We start from the raw sequence: 14,121 nt of genomic DNA, 5'->3' as shown, positions 1-14,121 counted from the left end.
CATCCTTTCTACATATAAAATCATAATTATATTGTTTTTATTTTTAACAGTATTTTAATCTGGTTCTATTTTACACCTTTACTAGACCTCAATCAAATATAGTATGTTAAAATGAACAAAGAAGATACTTATTAGCGATTAAACATTAACAAATTCTTAAATTTAGATATATTCCTGTCAATTGATTATAATATAGTATAATGTAGATAGTAAATAAATTATATACACGGAGGAAAATTACGATGAGATTAATAGATGTTGTTCAACTAACTAATAGTGAATATTTAAATATGTACAAATTAAAATTAATAAATAAGAAGGGTACTCCAAAGGATTACTATGTAGCAAGTAGGAGGAAAAGAGAAGAGATGTCATGTAATACAAAGAAACATGACGTTTGTGACGGAGTTATGATAATTCCAGTTACAGAGAATGATGAAATAGTAATGTTAAAACAATATAGACCTGCTATATCAGATTATCTTTATGAACTTCCAGCTGGAATGATAGATAAGGGTGAGACTATAGAACAGGCTGCAAGAAGAGAATTATACGAGGAAACTGGATTAAGAGGGAAAAGCTATGAGCTTATTCTTAAACCAAGTTATTCATCAGTAGGATTAACTGATGAGACTACAGCTATAGTAAAAATGGTTGTTGAGGGTGAAATGACAAATTATAATACTGAAGAGGATGAGGAAATAGAAGTGTTTAAGATAAAGAAATGCGATGCTAAAGACTTTGTGAAAAATCATCATGTTTCAGTAAAAGGAGCACTTGTTCTTTTAAGCATGTAGAAATAATTGTTAAGTTTAGGTATTATGATGTTTCATGGTGTTTTTCAGAACAAAACAGTTGTTTTCCTTAGGAGAACATGGTATTATGATAGCGGTATTATAATACAAAAAATTCATACAAAAGAATGTGCACATAATAAATACTTGGGGTGATAAAATGAAGTTTCAAAGTACAAGAGGCTTAGAAAGTGGAGTAGCTTCTGCTGAAGCAATAGTTAGAGGAATTGCTAAGGATGGAGGGTTATATGTTCCAGAATCTTTTCCTAATCTGTATGACTCTTTAAAAAAAGAAAAGACTTTATCTTATGAGGAATTAGCTTTTAAGATAATAAAAGAGTATTTTACTGATATTAAAGAAGAAGAATTAATGGATGCAATTAACGAGGCGTATAATGACCGATTTAATGTTGAAGTTAATAAGAATTTTTTAGAATTGTATCATGGACCTACATGTGCATTTAAGGATGCAGCTTTATTATTTCTTCCACAAGTAATGAGAAGAGCAAGAAAAGCTTTAGGACTCAAGGAAGAGGTAGTTATATTAACTGCAACATCTGGAGATACTGGAAAAGCAGCTTTAGAAGGTTTTAAAGATGTTGAAGGCTTCAAGGTTATAGTTTATTATCCTAAAAAGGGTGTAAGTGCTATACAAGAAAGACAAATGTCAACCCAAGAAGGTAAAAATGTTAAGGTTTATGGTATTACAGGTAATTTTGATAATGCACAAAATGGAGTTAAAGAAATCTTTGGTGATGAAAAATTTAAGGAAGAATTAAAGAAAGAGGGTTATCTTTTATCTTCTGCAAATTCTATAAATATTGGACGACTTGTACCTCAAATTGTATATTATTTCTATGGATACTTTAAGCTTGTTAAAGAAGGCAAGATTAAGGAAGATGAAAAGATTAATGTGGTTGTACCTACAGGGAATTTTGGTAATATTTTAGCTGCATATTATGCTAAGAGAATGGGGTTACCAGTTGAAAAATTCATTTGTGCTTCAAATGATAATAAAGTATTAACAGATTTTTTCCATACTGGGGTTTATGATAAAAGACGAGAACTTATTTTAACTGAATCACCATCTATGGATATCTTAGTATCTTCAAATTTAGAAAGATTATTATTTGAAGGTAGTGGAAAAGATGGAGAAGAAATAAAGAAGCTTATGGATTCTTTAATTAAAGAGGGAATTTATGAAGTTTCTGATAAGTTAAAAGAATTTTTAAAAGATTTTTACGGAAACTTCGCAACTCAAGAAGAAGTTTCTAAAGCAATAAGCGATATGTATAATAAAGAGGGCTATCTAATAGATACACATACTGCAGTTGCCCAGGTTGTTTATGAGAAGTATGTAAAAGAAACTGGGGCCAATAAACAAGTTTTAATAGCATCAACTGCAAGTCCATATAAATTCCCAAGAAGTATTTGTAATGCACTTGAAATTGATGTTGAGGGAATAGATGATTTTAAGGTATTAAATAAACTTTTTGAGAAAACAAAAATTGAAATTCCAACAAACCTTAGGGACTTGGATAAGAAACAAATATTACATGAAGAAGTTTGGGATAAAGATGAGATGAAAGAAGCTATTTTATCTTATTTAAAATAGGAGGCAATGAAATGATTAAAGTAAGAGTGCCTGCTACGTCAGCTAATATGGGTCCTGGATTTGATTCAATTGGGATAGCGCTAAATATCTACAATGTTTTTGGATTTAAAGAAACGGAAGATGGGCTTACTTTCAAGGGAGTACCAGAAGAGTTTTGTAATGAAGATAACGTAGTATATGAAGCGATGATGAAATGTTTTGATCGCGGTGGATATTCTCCAAGGGGCTTAGAGATATCAACACTTATTCAAGATGTACCAGTTTCAAGGGGGCTTGGAAGTAGCTCTACCTGTATAGTTGGGGGACTAGTTGGAGCTAATGAAATAATGGGAAAAAGATTTTCTCAAGATGAAATACTTGAAATGGCAGTAGAGATGGAAGGCCATCCAGATAATGTAGCACCAGCCTTGTTAGGTGGATTAGTGGTTGCTATTATTGAAGAAGGAAAGGTATATTATGAAACAATAAATGTTCATGAGAATATTAAATTTGTTCCTATTATACCTGACTTTAGGCTTTCTACTAAGGAGGCAAGAGAAGTCTTGCCAGATAAAATATCCTTAAAGGATGGAGTTTATAATGTAGGAAGAGCTGCACTTTTAGTAGCAGCTATGACAAGTGGGAAAACAGAATTACTTAAATTCGCTTGCAAAGATGCTTTTCATGAGAACTATAGAAGTGAACTTATAGAAGGATTTGAAGAGGTGAAAAGTGAGGCCTATAGAGTTGGGGCTATGGCTTCATATTTAAGTGGGGCTGGACCTACAATTATGACTATGATTTCAGAAAATCAGGTTGGCTTTAGCAATAAGATTAAAGAATTTTTACAGACAAAGGGATTAAGTTGGACTTTGCATGAACTTTCTATTGATGCAGTGGGGGCCATTGTAATGGAAGGTGAAAAGTAATGGAAGGTAATTTTTTTCTAATAGATAAAAGGGCTTTACCAGAAGTATATGAAAAAGTTGTAAATGCAAAAAAATTATTACAGGAAGGTAAAGCAAAAGAAATAACAGAAGCGACAAAAATAGCTGGGGTTAGTAGAAGTGTATATTACAAGTACAAGGATTTGGTTTTTGAATTTTCAGAGAGTCAAAAGGGAAGAAAAGCCACATTTAATGTAATGATTGTAGATGGAACAGGGGTCCTTTCAAATATACTAAATTATGTTTCTAGTATTAAGGGGAATATTCTTACAATAAATCAAGGAATACCTTTAAATGGATATGCATATATTAGTTTGACAATTGATATAAGTGATCTAAATGGTGATATAAAGACTTTAGTTCAAGACTTAAGCAAATTAGATAGAGTAGAAAAAGTGGATTTTATAGCTATGGAATAGTTATAAGATAATCATAATACAATATTTTATATTAAAAAGTTATTTAGGTTAAACACTAAATAGCTTTTTTTATGGAATAAATTTGATAAAATTTGTTAAAAAATTCACTAATAATCTTGACAGCAATATAAGGATATATTATTATAAAAGCATAGTTTAATAATTTAGCGTGCTAAATCAATAAAGCATAAGGGGGTTTATTATGAGCAAAAAATATATAACACCAGAGGGTACTAGAGATTTAGTACTTGGGGAGTGTAAAATTAAGAGAAATCTACAAAATAAAATTGAAAATGTTTTAGATAAGTGGGGATATAATGAGGTTGTTACTCCTACTATAGAGTTTTATGAAACCTTTAATTCAGGGTTCCAAAATCTTAGGGAAGAGGATGTTTATAAGTTCTTTGATAATAAAGGTAGAATACTTGTCTTAAGACCAGATATGACAATTCCAATTGCAAGGGTTGTAGCAACAAAGTTTAAGGATGTAGCTGATCCGATCAGGTTTAGATATAGTGCAGATGTTTTTAGAGTAAATCAAAGTTTAGGTGGAAAGAAAAATGAATATACTGATTGCGGAGTAGAACTTATAGGGGTTAAGGATTCATCTTCAGATTTAGAAATATTAGTCACAGCATTAGATGTATTAAAGATCTTAGAAGAAAGTGAAATAAAACTTGAAATAGGTAATATAAATTTCTTTAATTCAGCAGTAAAGAATTTAAATTTGCAAGAAGAGGAACGATTAAAGTTAGCTCAACTAATAGATAAAAAAAGTTTGAAGGAACTAGAAGACTTTTTAGCTCAACTTAAAGTTACAGAAGATTATAAAGAATTTTTCACGAAGCTTCCATGGCTTTTTGGAGGACGTGAAGTTCTAGAAAAAGCTAAGGAATATTCCTTTAATGATGAGCTTAAGGAGAGTATAGAATACTTAGAAAAATTAGCATCTACATTAGATGAATTAGGATATGGAGATTGTATATCCTTTGATTTAGGAATGGTACAAAGGCTTAACTATTATACAGGTATAACCTTTAGAGGATATGTTGAAGGCGTTGGTGCAATTGCATTAAGTGGTGGTAGATATGATAATTTAATTGCTCTCTTTGGAGAAGATAGACCAGCAGTTGGTTTTTCTATAAATTTAGATTCTTTACTTGATATTATGAAGGATAAAAATATGAATATTAAGGAAAGCTATAAGTTATATTATGGAAATGAAAGTATGGTAGAAGCATTTAAACAAGGTGAAATGCTTAGACAAGAAGGTTATGTTGTAGAAATGATTTTTGATGAGACCTTAATCGGAGGAGTTAAAAAAGAGAAAGTGGGGAAAAAAATATGAGTATAAGTATTGCCTTAACTAAAGGTAGGTTAGAGACGGAAACAGTAAAGCTACTAGATAAAGCTAATTATGGAACTGATGAATTAAAGGATAAGGGAAGAAAGCTTGTATTTAATGATACTAAAGAAGATATAAGATATTTTTTAGTTAAAGCAGCAGATTCAATTACCTATGTGGAGCACGGAGTAGCTGATATTGGAGTAGTTGGAAAGGATACATTGCTTGAAGCTGACGATGATTACTATGAAGTTTTGGATTTAGGTCTTGGAAAGTGTAAATTTATTGTAGCCTCATCACCTGAAAATGATTTTTTTAATAAGATTGGACATATAAAAATTGGTACAAAATATCCAACAGTTGCAGGAGAATATTTCAAGAAAAAGGGTATGGATGTTGAAATAATAAAAATAGAGGGTTCAGTAGAGCTTGCACCTATTCTAGGCTTATGTGATGCTATTGTGGATATTATGGAAACTGGGACAACTTTAAAAGAAAATGGACTTATAGTATATGATACTATTTGTGATATAAGCGCAAGAGTAATAGTAAATAAGGCTAGCTTTAAGTTAAAAAAGAAAGAGATAGAGTCTTTTATTAAAAGAATAAAAGCAATTTTATAGATGAATACAGAATAATTTAAAATGGGAGGTTGGAGAAATGTTAAAACTTTTCAACTTAGAAGAAGAAGGAATGGAACTTCTTTTAAAAGAGTTAAAGGATAGAGCAGAAGACACAAATGAACAAATTATTGGAACTGTTTCTAAGGTTCTAAGGGATGTTTCATTAAGAGGTGATAGTGCCTTAAGAGAGTATACTGAAAAATTTGATAAGGTTAAGCTAGAAAACTTTCAGGTTACTAAAGAAGAAATTGAAGAATGCTTTAACAAGGTTAACAAGGTTGATAAGGAATTTATCAATAACTTAAAGGAAGCAAAAGACAATATAGAATTTTATCATAAGGCACAAGTAAAGAACGGATTTATATTAAATAAGGAAAGAGGAGTGTTTTTAGGTCAAAGAGTTTTACCTCTTGAAACTGTGGGAGTATATGTCCCAGGGGGAACAGCTGCATATCCCTCTTCAGTTCTTATGAATGTAATTCCAGCAAAAGTTGCAGGAGTTGAAGAAATTATTATGGTAACTCCTCCTGATAAAGATGGCGGTATTAATCCTTATATTGGGGTTGCTGCGAAAATTTCAGGTATAGATAAGATATATAAGGTAGGAGGAGCACAGGCAATAGGTGCTTTAGCATATGGAACAGAAACAATTAAAAAGGTTGATAAGATAGTTGGCCCTGGAAATATTTTTGTAGCTACAGCTAAGAAACTTGTATTTGGAAAAGTAGATATTGATATGATCGCAGGACCTAGTGAAATACTAATAATTGCAGATGAAAATGCAGATGCGAGTTATGTTGCAGCAGATTTAATGTCCCAGGCTGAACATGATGTATTAGCCTCATCAATATTGGTTACTACATCAGAAAAACTCTATAAAGAAGTAGAAAAAGAGATTGAAAAGCAAATACAAACCTTGGAGAGAAAGGAAATAATTAAAGAATCTCTCATTAATCATGGAAAAGTTATTATTTGTAATAGTATTGATGAATGTATAGAGATCTCAAATATGGTTGCACCAGAACATTTAGAACTTATGGTTGCAAATTCTATGGAACTTTTAGGAAAGGTTAAACATGCTGGCTCTGTATTTTTAGGATACAATACAGCAGAGCCAATCGGAGATTATTTTGGAGGAACAAACCATGTATTACCTACTAGTGGTACTGCTAAATTCTTCTCAGCATTATCTGTAGATAGCTTTGTAAAAAAATCCTCCTTTTTATATTACTCAGAGGAAGCAATAAAGGCTGATGGCGAAAAAATTATAAATATAGCAAATAAAGAAGGTCTTACAGCTCATGCAAATTCAATCAAGGTGAGGTTGAAATAATGATAGAAAGAATTGCTAGTATAACTAGAGAAACAAAGGAAACCCAAATCAGTTTAACTATTAATCTTGATGGAAAAGGTAATAGCAATATTAATACTGGAGTAGGATTTTTTGATCATATGTTAACATTAATGGCTTTTCATGGGGGTTTTGATTTAGAGGTAAAGGCTAAGGGTGATATAGAAGTTTGTGATCATCACTTAGTTGAAGATGTTGGAATAACCTTAGGAGAAGCTGTTTTAAAGGCTTTAGGAGATAAAAGAGGAATAAAAAGATATGGAACATTCTTTATACCAATGGATGAGACTTTGGCACAGGTATCTTTAGATATTAGTGGAAGAAGCTTTTTAGCATTTGATTGTAGCTTTGCAAGAGAAAGTATTGGTAGTTTTTCAACCGAGATGGTTAAGGAATTTTTTAGAGCTTTTGCTTTTAATTCGGGCATAACATTACATGGTAGAGTTTTATATGGAGAAAATGATCATCATAAAGTTGAGGCTTTATTTAAGGCATTAGGAAGAGCTCTTAGAGAAGCTAAAGAAATTGATGAAAATAACATGCAATTACCATCTACTAAAGGAAAGTTATAGGAGGTTAGCTATGATAGTTATAATAGACTACGGAATGGGGAATTTAAAAAGTGTTTATAATGCATTAATAAAAATTGGCTGTGAATGTAAGATATCTTCTGATATAGGAGAATTAAGAAAAGCTGATGGACTAATATTACCAGGGGTTGGAGCTTTTAAGGATTGTATGGACAATCTTAAAAAAGCTAATCTTATAGATGTAATAAGGGAAGAGGCAGCGAAGGGAAAACCCTTACTTGGAATTTGTCTTGGAATGCAGGTATTATTCCAAAAGGGATATGAAGGTGAAGCAATGGAAGGTCTTGGTATCTTAAAGGGTGAAATAGTTAAGATGGTAGATCCTAATGTGAAGATTCCTCATATAGGGTGGAATAATCTTGAAAAAAATAAAGAAGATAAATTATTAGTAGGATTAAAGAAAGATGCTTTTGTCTATTATGTTCATTCATATTATGCACAAGGCTACGATGATACGGATTTGGTAGGATATTCAAGATACGGAACTTTGAAAATTCCAGGATTGGTTAGAAAAAACAATGTTATGGGAGCGCAATTCCATCCAGAGAAAAGTGGAACGATCGGACTTGAAATTCTTAAAAACTTTAAGGAGCTGATATTATGATAATAATACCTGCTATAGATATTATAGATGGAAAACCAGTTAGACTTTATCAAGGAGATTATAATAAAAAGGAAATAGTTGCTGAGGATATTTTAGAGACAGCAAAATCATTTCAAGACCTTGGAGCAGAGTATCTTCATTTAGTTGATTTAGATGGAGCTAAAAAAGGTGAATTAGTTAATGGAGATATAATTATAAAGGTTGCAAAGACTTTAGATATTCCTGTAGAAGTTGGTGGTGGGATTAGAAACTTTGAAACCATAGAATACTTAATTAATAACGGAGTATCAAGAGTTATCCTTGGGACAAGTGCCATGGAGGATGAAGAGCTTGTAAAGAAAGCTGTAGCATCATTTGGAGAAAAAATAGCTGTAGGTATAGATTGTAAGGATGGATATGCTTATGGACGAGGTTGGCTTGAAGGAAGTTCTCTTTATTACATAGATTTTGCTAAAAAGTTAAAGGAACTGGGTATAACGAATGTTATAGTTACTGATATTACTAAGGATGGCACGTTGCAAGGCCCTAATGTAGAAATGCTTAAAAACCTTAAGGATGAAGTTGATATTAAAATTACTGCATCTGGTGGTATTAGAGATATAGAGAATATTCAGGAACTAAAGGATATGGGGCTTTATGGAGCTATAACAGGAAAAGCTATATATGCAGATACCCTTTCTTTAGAGGAGGCAATTAAGCTAACAAAGGAGGAGAAATAGATGCTTACAAAGAGAATTATACCTTGTTTAGATGTTAGAGCTGGCAAAGTAGTTAAAGGAATAAACTTTGTAGATATTAAAGAAGTTGGAGATCCAGTTGCCTTGGCAGAATATTATTATAAGCAGGGTGCGGATGAATTAGTGTTTTTAGATATAACTGCTACTCATGAAGATAGAGGAATAATGAGAAATGTTGTTGAACGGGTAGCTGAGAAGATATTTATTCCTTTTACTGTAGGTGGAGGATTAAGATCTATAGATGATATAAAGACAATATTAAGAGCCGGTGCTGATAAGATAAGTTTAAATTCAGCTGCAGTAAGGGATAAAAATTTAATAAGAGATGGAGCTTTTACATTTGGAAATCAATGTATTGTACTTGCAGTAGATGCTAAAAAAAGGGTAGATAATACTGGATGGAATGTTGTTATTAATGGTGGAAGAATTGATACTGGACTAGATGCATTAAAGTGGATAGAAGAAGCTACAAATCTTGGAGCTGGTGAAATACTACTTACATCCATGGATGCCGATGGAACCAAGCAGGGGTTTGATATAGAACTTACAAAGTCAGTATCTAATATTACAAATGTTCCTGTTATAGCATCGGGAGGATGTGGTAGTCTTGAGCATTTTCATGAGGTGTTTGAAAAAGCATCAGCAGATGCAGCTTTAGCAGCCTCACTATTTCATTATGGAGAACTTACAGTTGATGATGTTAAGAAATATCTTAGAGAGAAAAATATTCCAGTAAGGTTATAAGGAGAAGGACATGAAAGAAGAAATATTAAAAAAAGTTGAACAGGTTGATTTTGAAAAGAGTGGAGGTTTGATTCCTGCCATTGCTCAAGATTTTAAAACAAAAGAAGTTTTGATGCTTGCTTATATGTCTAAGGAAAGTTTAATTAAAACTTTAGAAGGAGATACTGCATGGTATTATAGTAGAAGTCGAGATGAACTTTGGAATAAGGGTGCAACCTCAGGACATCTGCAATATGTGAAAGAAATAAAGCTGGATTGTGATAATGATACACTATTACTTTTAGTAGAGCAGGTTGGAGCAGCTTGTCATACTGGTAACAGAACTTGTTTTTATAAAGATTTATAGGAGGAATTTAAAATGGATAATGTAATAAAGGAATTATACTCAAAAATAATAGACAGAAAAAATGGTGGAGAGGAAGGTTCTTACACTGTATATTTATTTGAAAAAGGGAAAGAAAAGATTTTGAAGAAAGTTGGGGAAGAAGCAACTGAAGTTATAATAAGCAGTATGGGTGATAATAAAGAAGATCAGGTTAGTGAAATATGCGATTTAACTTATCATCTATTAGTTTTGATGGCAGAATTAAATATACCTATTGAACTAGTTGGGGAAGAACTAACTAAGAGAAGTAATAAAATAAATAATTTTAAGGGTGAAAGACCTACAATAGACAATGTATAAATTTTTGAAATCAATACTATAATTAAGATATTAAATTAACCATATATAACAGAAAAACATAGTCTTATAAAATAAGGCTATGTTTTTCTTTCTATTTATCCTAATTAAAGAGTGAAGTTATGGAATTTCATAGGGGTTGTTTTTAAAAATTCGTTTCCATGATCCTGACTATGATATATTTGCTCATTACCTGAATATACTATTAAAATATTTAATGGAACCTTATTCCAGAAAAAACTATTTTCTAAAGGAACACTTACAAAGCAATAATAGTCCTCTTGACTTGAGACATATAGTAGCTCTTGAATATTTGTATAAGCGTAAAATTGTTCAGTATCATATATTAAAAGGGTAAGTTTATTACCCTGAGATAAGTCTTTTGTTATGGAATCTATAACTTCACATCTTTCTTTACTATTTAATGGGTTACCTTTTTCTTGTGTTTTTTTGTTTATACAATCGACTAGATATAGAAGGATACATTCGCTATCTGTTTCTCCAAGTTGCTTGTCCCTAAAAGGTAGTAGCTGTGAGCCTGTATAAATATTGCCATTGTGTGCAAGAGTCCATCTGCGACCAGTACAATCATTAGTTGTAAAGGGATGACTATTTTTATCACTCATCAATCCAACTGTTGCAGTACGTATATGGCCAATAGAAACTTTGCTTTCTATTGGGTGACTTAAAATATCTTGTAATAGGTCACTGTCATTTGCTGATTTACCCTCATTGTAAATTGTAATTTCAGATTTATCATTCCAATAAGATAGACCCCATCCTTTAGGATTTTGAGCGCTGTGTTTGTAAAACAATTTTAAACTTTCATTTAGAGAAATAGGTTTGTTGCTGATAATTCCATATAATTCGCACATATAATTCACCTCACCATATTCAACAATATATTTATCTAAGATATAACACTTGGATAAATTGTTAAATATTATATTTATAGAATGTAGTAGATTTTCTCTTTATCTAAATGTTAAAATTGTCAAAGTTACTAAGAGTGGCTTTTATAAATTCATTACCATGATTCTTGCCAGAATATATCTGGTTAATACCAGAATATACTAGAAGACTATTTAATGGAACCTTGTCCCACAAATAAATATTTTCTAAAGGCATAGTTGAAAAACAATAGTAGCCATCTTGGCGAGAAAAATATAATGTGTCTTTGATGTTTGTATGAACATAATATTGTTCAGAATCATATATTAACAGATTAAGTCTATTACCAAGGGATAGCTCAGCTACAATTGAATCTACAACGCCACATCTTTCTTGGCTATTTAATGATCTGCCCTTTTCTTCTGATTTCTTATTTATACAATCTACTAAATATAGAAGGATACGTTCGCTATCTGTTTCTCCAATTTGCGTTTTTCTAAAAGGAAATAGCTGCAATCCAACAGACATGTTGCCATTGTGCGCAAGAGTCCATTCGCGGCCGTTAGAATCAGTTTTTGTAAAGGGGTGACTATTCCTATCACTAATTACACCAGCCGTTGCAAAACGTATATGTCCTATGGAAACTTGGCTTTCTATAGGAGAAACTAAAAGATTTTGTAATAAGTCACTATCATTACCGCATTTACCCTCAGCGTAGAGTATAAGCTCAGAATTTTGATTCCAATAGGCTAAACCCCATCCGTGAGAATGCTTAACACTGTGCTTATAAAATAAGTTTAAATCTTCATTTAGCGAAATCTTTTTAGCCCCGATTGTTCCATATAATTCACACATATAATTCACCTCAATTTAAATTCAAACATATTTAATAGATAAGTTTACTATGAATTAATATTACCACCTTGACAGGGTTTGTCAATAGTTTTGTAGAAAACATATTTTTAATTATTTCAAACTCTTCAACAATATCATATTTTTTAGTGCAAAAGCAAATAATATTAGGTATAATATCTATAAATGGATTTTGAAAGGAGTAATAGATGAAAGAATTATTTAAAGTAAATGATTTGACCTTTTACGAAGAAGATTTTCTAGATGATATAACAGAATATGAGGATATTTTTCCTATAATAAAAGAATTAGAAGGTAAACTTAATTATGAAAAAATATGTTGTGCAGAGGATAATGAGTGCTGTGGTGTAAGTAAAAATAATTATTTTGTTGAGATATATGGATACATAGATCAGGAAGATGAATTTATAACTAAAGAAGAACTAGAACTTTTTAATTGTACCCTTAACAAAGAAGACCTAGATTTGTTTGTAATAAGAATCTATAAATGTGTTGATTGCGGTAAATGGGTAATAGACATATTAGAATAATTTATTAAGCTTAAAGGTAACTATTTGGTAATAGTTACCTTTTTTAAAAATGGCTTGTTATTTAATAAGATTACAACTAAAATAAAATTGTGTATTTTTAATATAAGGAGATTTTTGATGAAATATAAGATTTCTACATTAAAAGAAATAATAATGAATTACTTTAAAACATTATATATAGATATAAAACAAATAGGTAAAAGTAATTTCATAGATTTTTTTAAGAGGAGAGTAAAGCTAACTGTGGTTTTAATCCTATTCATATTTATGTGCGGAGGGTATTGGATTGGGAGTATTACTAGTACTCAAAGTAGGGTATTAGCTAAATTGGAAGTTGCATTGAAAGATGGAAATCTTAGCAAGCTAAGAACGCAGGTTAGGTTAGATGGAGAAAAGGTTAACAAGGAAGAATTAAAACCATTAATTGATTATTATACAGGGGATACTACTAAGGTAGATTCAACTATACAAAAACTTAAAATAGGTGAAGAAACTGAGGCTTTTAAGCTAATAAAAGAGGATAGAATTTTTACAGACAAATATTATATAGCTCTTAAAAGTTATGAATTAAAGGTTAGTAGTAATTTTAATGAGGCCACTTTTACAGTAAACCAAAAAGATTATATAAATGGCTCACAAAGCATTAAAAGAATTATTCCTGGAGTATATACACTCGAAGGTAGCCTAGAGAGTGAATTTGGAGAAATTACATCTTCCAAAGAAGTTCTAGTTATGAATGAACAGGAGGTAACTCTAGATTTCTTAGCAATTAAAATAAATGTATCATCTATTTATGAAGATGCACAGCTATATATTAATGATTATAATACTGAAATAGAAGTTAAGGATGCAAAAAACATTGGCCCAATTCCAAGCGATGGTACAGTATCAGTACATATAGAAAGAGATTTCCCCTGGGGTGCTTTAAAGGGTAGTAAAGTTGCAATCAATGATACCCCAAATATAATTCTAAGTATTAACATGGAAAATGATGAGATGAAATCAGATATGAGCACAAGAACTATAAGTTTTTATAATAGTGTATTCACTGCATTAAATGAGGAAAATAAGGCTAGTATAAATAATTCAACTGAAGAAACCAAGGAAAAAATTTATAGTATATTGGAGAAAAGGTATATATTTTTAAAAAATAAGTATACAATTGCTAATGTAAGTATCAAGGATGACAAAACTCAATATGTTTTTGAGGGTGGAGTTTACACGGCAACTCTTGTAGTTGAAGTTGATTATGAGATAGAAAAGAAGTTTCTTGGATTAAGTAAAAGTAATGATTCAAAAATGTTTTTCACCAAGCTTATTTATGATGAAGGACTTTGGAAAATAGAAGATGTTGAAAATTTCAGCTTATAACATATGATTAAAATCTTAATAGCACT

General features: G+C 31.1%; 17 protein-coding genes. 15 read left to right on the top strand and 2 right to left on the bottom strand.

Going from position 1 to position 14,121, the window contains the following annotated elements; all coding sequences use genetic code 11:
• The first annotated feature begins 242 nt into the window (after positions 1-242).
• The 13 genes from CLVI_RS09095 to hisE all read left to right on the top strand — a co-directional run bounded on the left by CLVI_RS09095 (position 243) and on the right by hisE (position 10,433).
• Complete coding sequence (locus CLVI_RS09095; protein ID WP_106059814.1) at positions 243-797, top strand: NUDIX hydrolase; 555 nt, start codon at positions 243-245, stop codon at positions 795-797.
• Between the two features lie 157 nt (positions 798-954).
• Positions 955-2,409: a threonine synthase gene (gene thrC / locus CLVI_RS09090; protein WP_106059813.1), complete on the top strand. Its 1,455-nt coding sequence runs from the start codon at positions 955-957 to the stop codon at positions 2,407-2,409.
• 11 nt (positions 2,410-2,420) lie between these two features.
• The gene (thrB, locus tag CLVI_RS09085) at positions 2,421-3,317 is read left to right on the top strand and encodes a homoserine kinase (protein WP_106059812.1); all 897 of its coding nucleotides are present in this window, start codon (positions 2,421-2,423) and stop codon (positions 3,315-3,317) included.
• The gene (locus CLVI_RS09080; RefSeq protein WP_106059811.1) at positions 3,317-3,754 is read left to right on the top strand and encodes an ACT domain-containing protein; all 438 of its coding nucleotides are present in this window, start codon (positions 3,317-3,319) and stop codon (positions 3,752-3,754) included. The genes thrB and CLVI_RS09080 overlap by 1 nt, the downstream gene beginning before the upstream one ends.
• Before the next feature lie 202 nt (positions 3,755-3,956).
• Positions 3,957-5,102 carry an ATP phosphoribosyltransferase regulatory subunit gene (gene hisZ / locus CLVI_RS09075; protein WP_106059810.1) on the top strand — a complete coding sequence of 382 codons (1,146 nt, stop codon included), beginning with the start codon at positions 3,957-3,959 and terminating at the stop codon, positions 5,100-5,102.
• Positions 5,099-5,722, top strand: a complete 624-nt coding sequence (gene hisG, locus CLVI_RS09070; RefSeq protein WP_106059809.1) for an ATP phosphoribosyltransferase — start codon at positions 5,099-5,101, stop codon at positions 5,720-5,722. The genes hisZ and hisG overlap by 4 nt, the downstream gene beginning before the upstream one ends.
• Before the next feature lie 37 nt (positions 5,723-5,759).
• Positions 5,760-7,055 (top strand): histidinol dehydrogenase, encoded by a 1,296-nt coding sequence (gene hisD / locus CLVI_RS09065; protein WP_106059808.1) that lies wholly within the window; start codon positions 5,760-5,762, stop codon positions 7,053-7,055.
• Entirely contained in the window at positions 7,055-7,645 is a 591-nt protein-coding gene (hisB, locus tag CLVI_RS09060) for an imidazoleglycerol-phosphate dehydratase HisB (RefSeq protein WP_106059807.1), read from the top strand. The genes hisD and hisB overlap by 1 nt, the downstream gene beginning before the upstream one ends.
• A gap of 10 nt (positions 7,646-7,655) precedes the next feature.
• Entirely contained in the window at positions 7,656-8,267 is a 612-nt protein-coding gene (gene hisH, locus CLVI_RS09055; RefSeq protein ID WP_106059806.1) for an imidazole glycerol phosphate synthase subunit HisH, read from the top strand.
• The gene (hisA, locus tag CLVI_RS09050; RefSeq protein ID WP_106059805.1) at positions 8,264-8,986 is read left to right on the top strand and encodes a 1-(5-phosphoribosyl)-5-[(5-phosphoribosylamino)methylideneamino]imidazole-4-carboxamide isomerase; all 723 of its coding nucleotides are present in this window, start codon (positions 8,264-8,266) and stop codon (positions 8,984-8,986) included. Before hisH ends, hisA begins: the two co-directional genes overlap by 4 nt.
• Entirely contained in the window at positions 8,987-9,748 is a 762-nt protein-coding gene (gene hisF, locus CLVI_RS09045; protein WP_106059804.1) for an imidazole glycerol phosphate synthase subunit HisF, read from the top strand.
• Positions 9,749-9,758: 10 nt separating this feature from the next.
• A complete protein-coding gene (gene hisI, locus CLVI_RS09040; protein WP_106059803.1) occupies positions 9,759-10,094 on the top strand; it encodes a phosphoribosyl-AMP cyclohydrolase in 336 nt (111 codons plus the stop codon).
• Positions 10,095-10,106: 12 nt separating this feature from the next.
• Positions 10,107-10,433: a phosphoribosyl-ATP diphosphatase gene (hisE, locus tag CLVI_RS09035; RefSeq protein WP_106059802.1), complete on the top strand. Its 327-nt coding sequence runs from the start codon at positions 10,107-10,109 to the stop codon at positions 10,431-10,433.
• A gap of 104 nt (positions 10,434-10,537) precedes the next feature.
• On the opposite strand, the gene CLVI_RS09030 is transcribed toward hisE, so the two are convergent.
• Together CLVI_RS09030 and CLVI_RS09025 are read right to left on the bottom strand one after the other, a co-directional pair.
• Positions 10,538-11,305, bottom strand: coding sequence for a class II glutamine amidotransferase (locus CLVI_RS09030; RefSeq protein ID WP_106059801.1), 768 nt, complete (start codon positions 11,303-11,305; stop codon positions 10,538-10,540).
• 103 nt (positions 11,306-11,408) lie between these two features.
• Entirely contained in the window at positions 11,409-12,176 is a 768-nt protein-coding gene (locus CLVI_RS09025; RefSeq protein ID WP_106059800.1) for a class II glutamine amidotransferase, read from the bottom strand.
• Between the two features lie 206 nt (positions 12,177-12,382).
• Here CLVI_RS09025 and CLVI_RS09020 point away from each other — a divergent pair, with 206 nt between their 5' ends.
• Both CLVI_RS09020 and CLVI_RS09015 read left to right on the top strand, forming a co-directional pair.
• Entirely contained in the window at positions 12,383-12,724 is a 342-nt protein-coding gene (locus tag CLVI_RS09020; protein WP_106059799.1) for a hypothetical protein, read from the top strand.
• 117 nt (positions 12,725-12,841) lie between these two features.
• Positions 12,842-14,095, top strand: coding sequence for a TcaA 3rd/4th domain-containing protein (locus tag CLVI_RS09015; RefSeq protein ID WP_106059798.1), 1,254 nt, complete (start codon positions 12,842-12,844; stop codon positions 14,093-14,095).
• The last annotated feature ends 26 nt before the right edge of the window (positions 14,096-14,121 follow it).

Origin of the sequence: Clostridium vincentii (genome assembly GCF_002995745.1) — a bacterium.
Taxonomy (GTDB): Bacteria; Bacillota; Clostridia; order Clostridiales; family Clostridiaceae; genus Clostridium; species Clostridium vincentii.
Note: the sequence above shows the minus strand (reverse complement) of the source record. Positions and strands in the feature narration are given on the sequence as shown.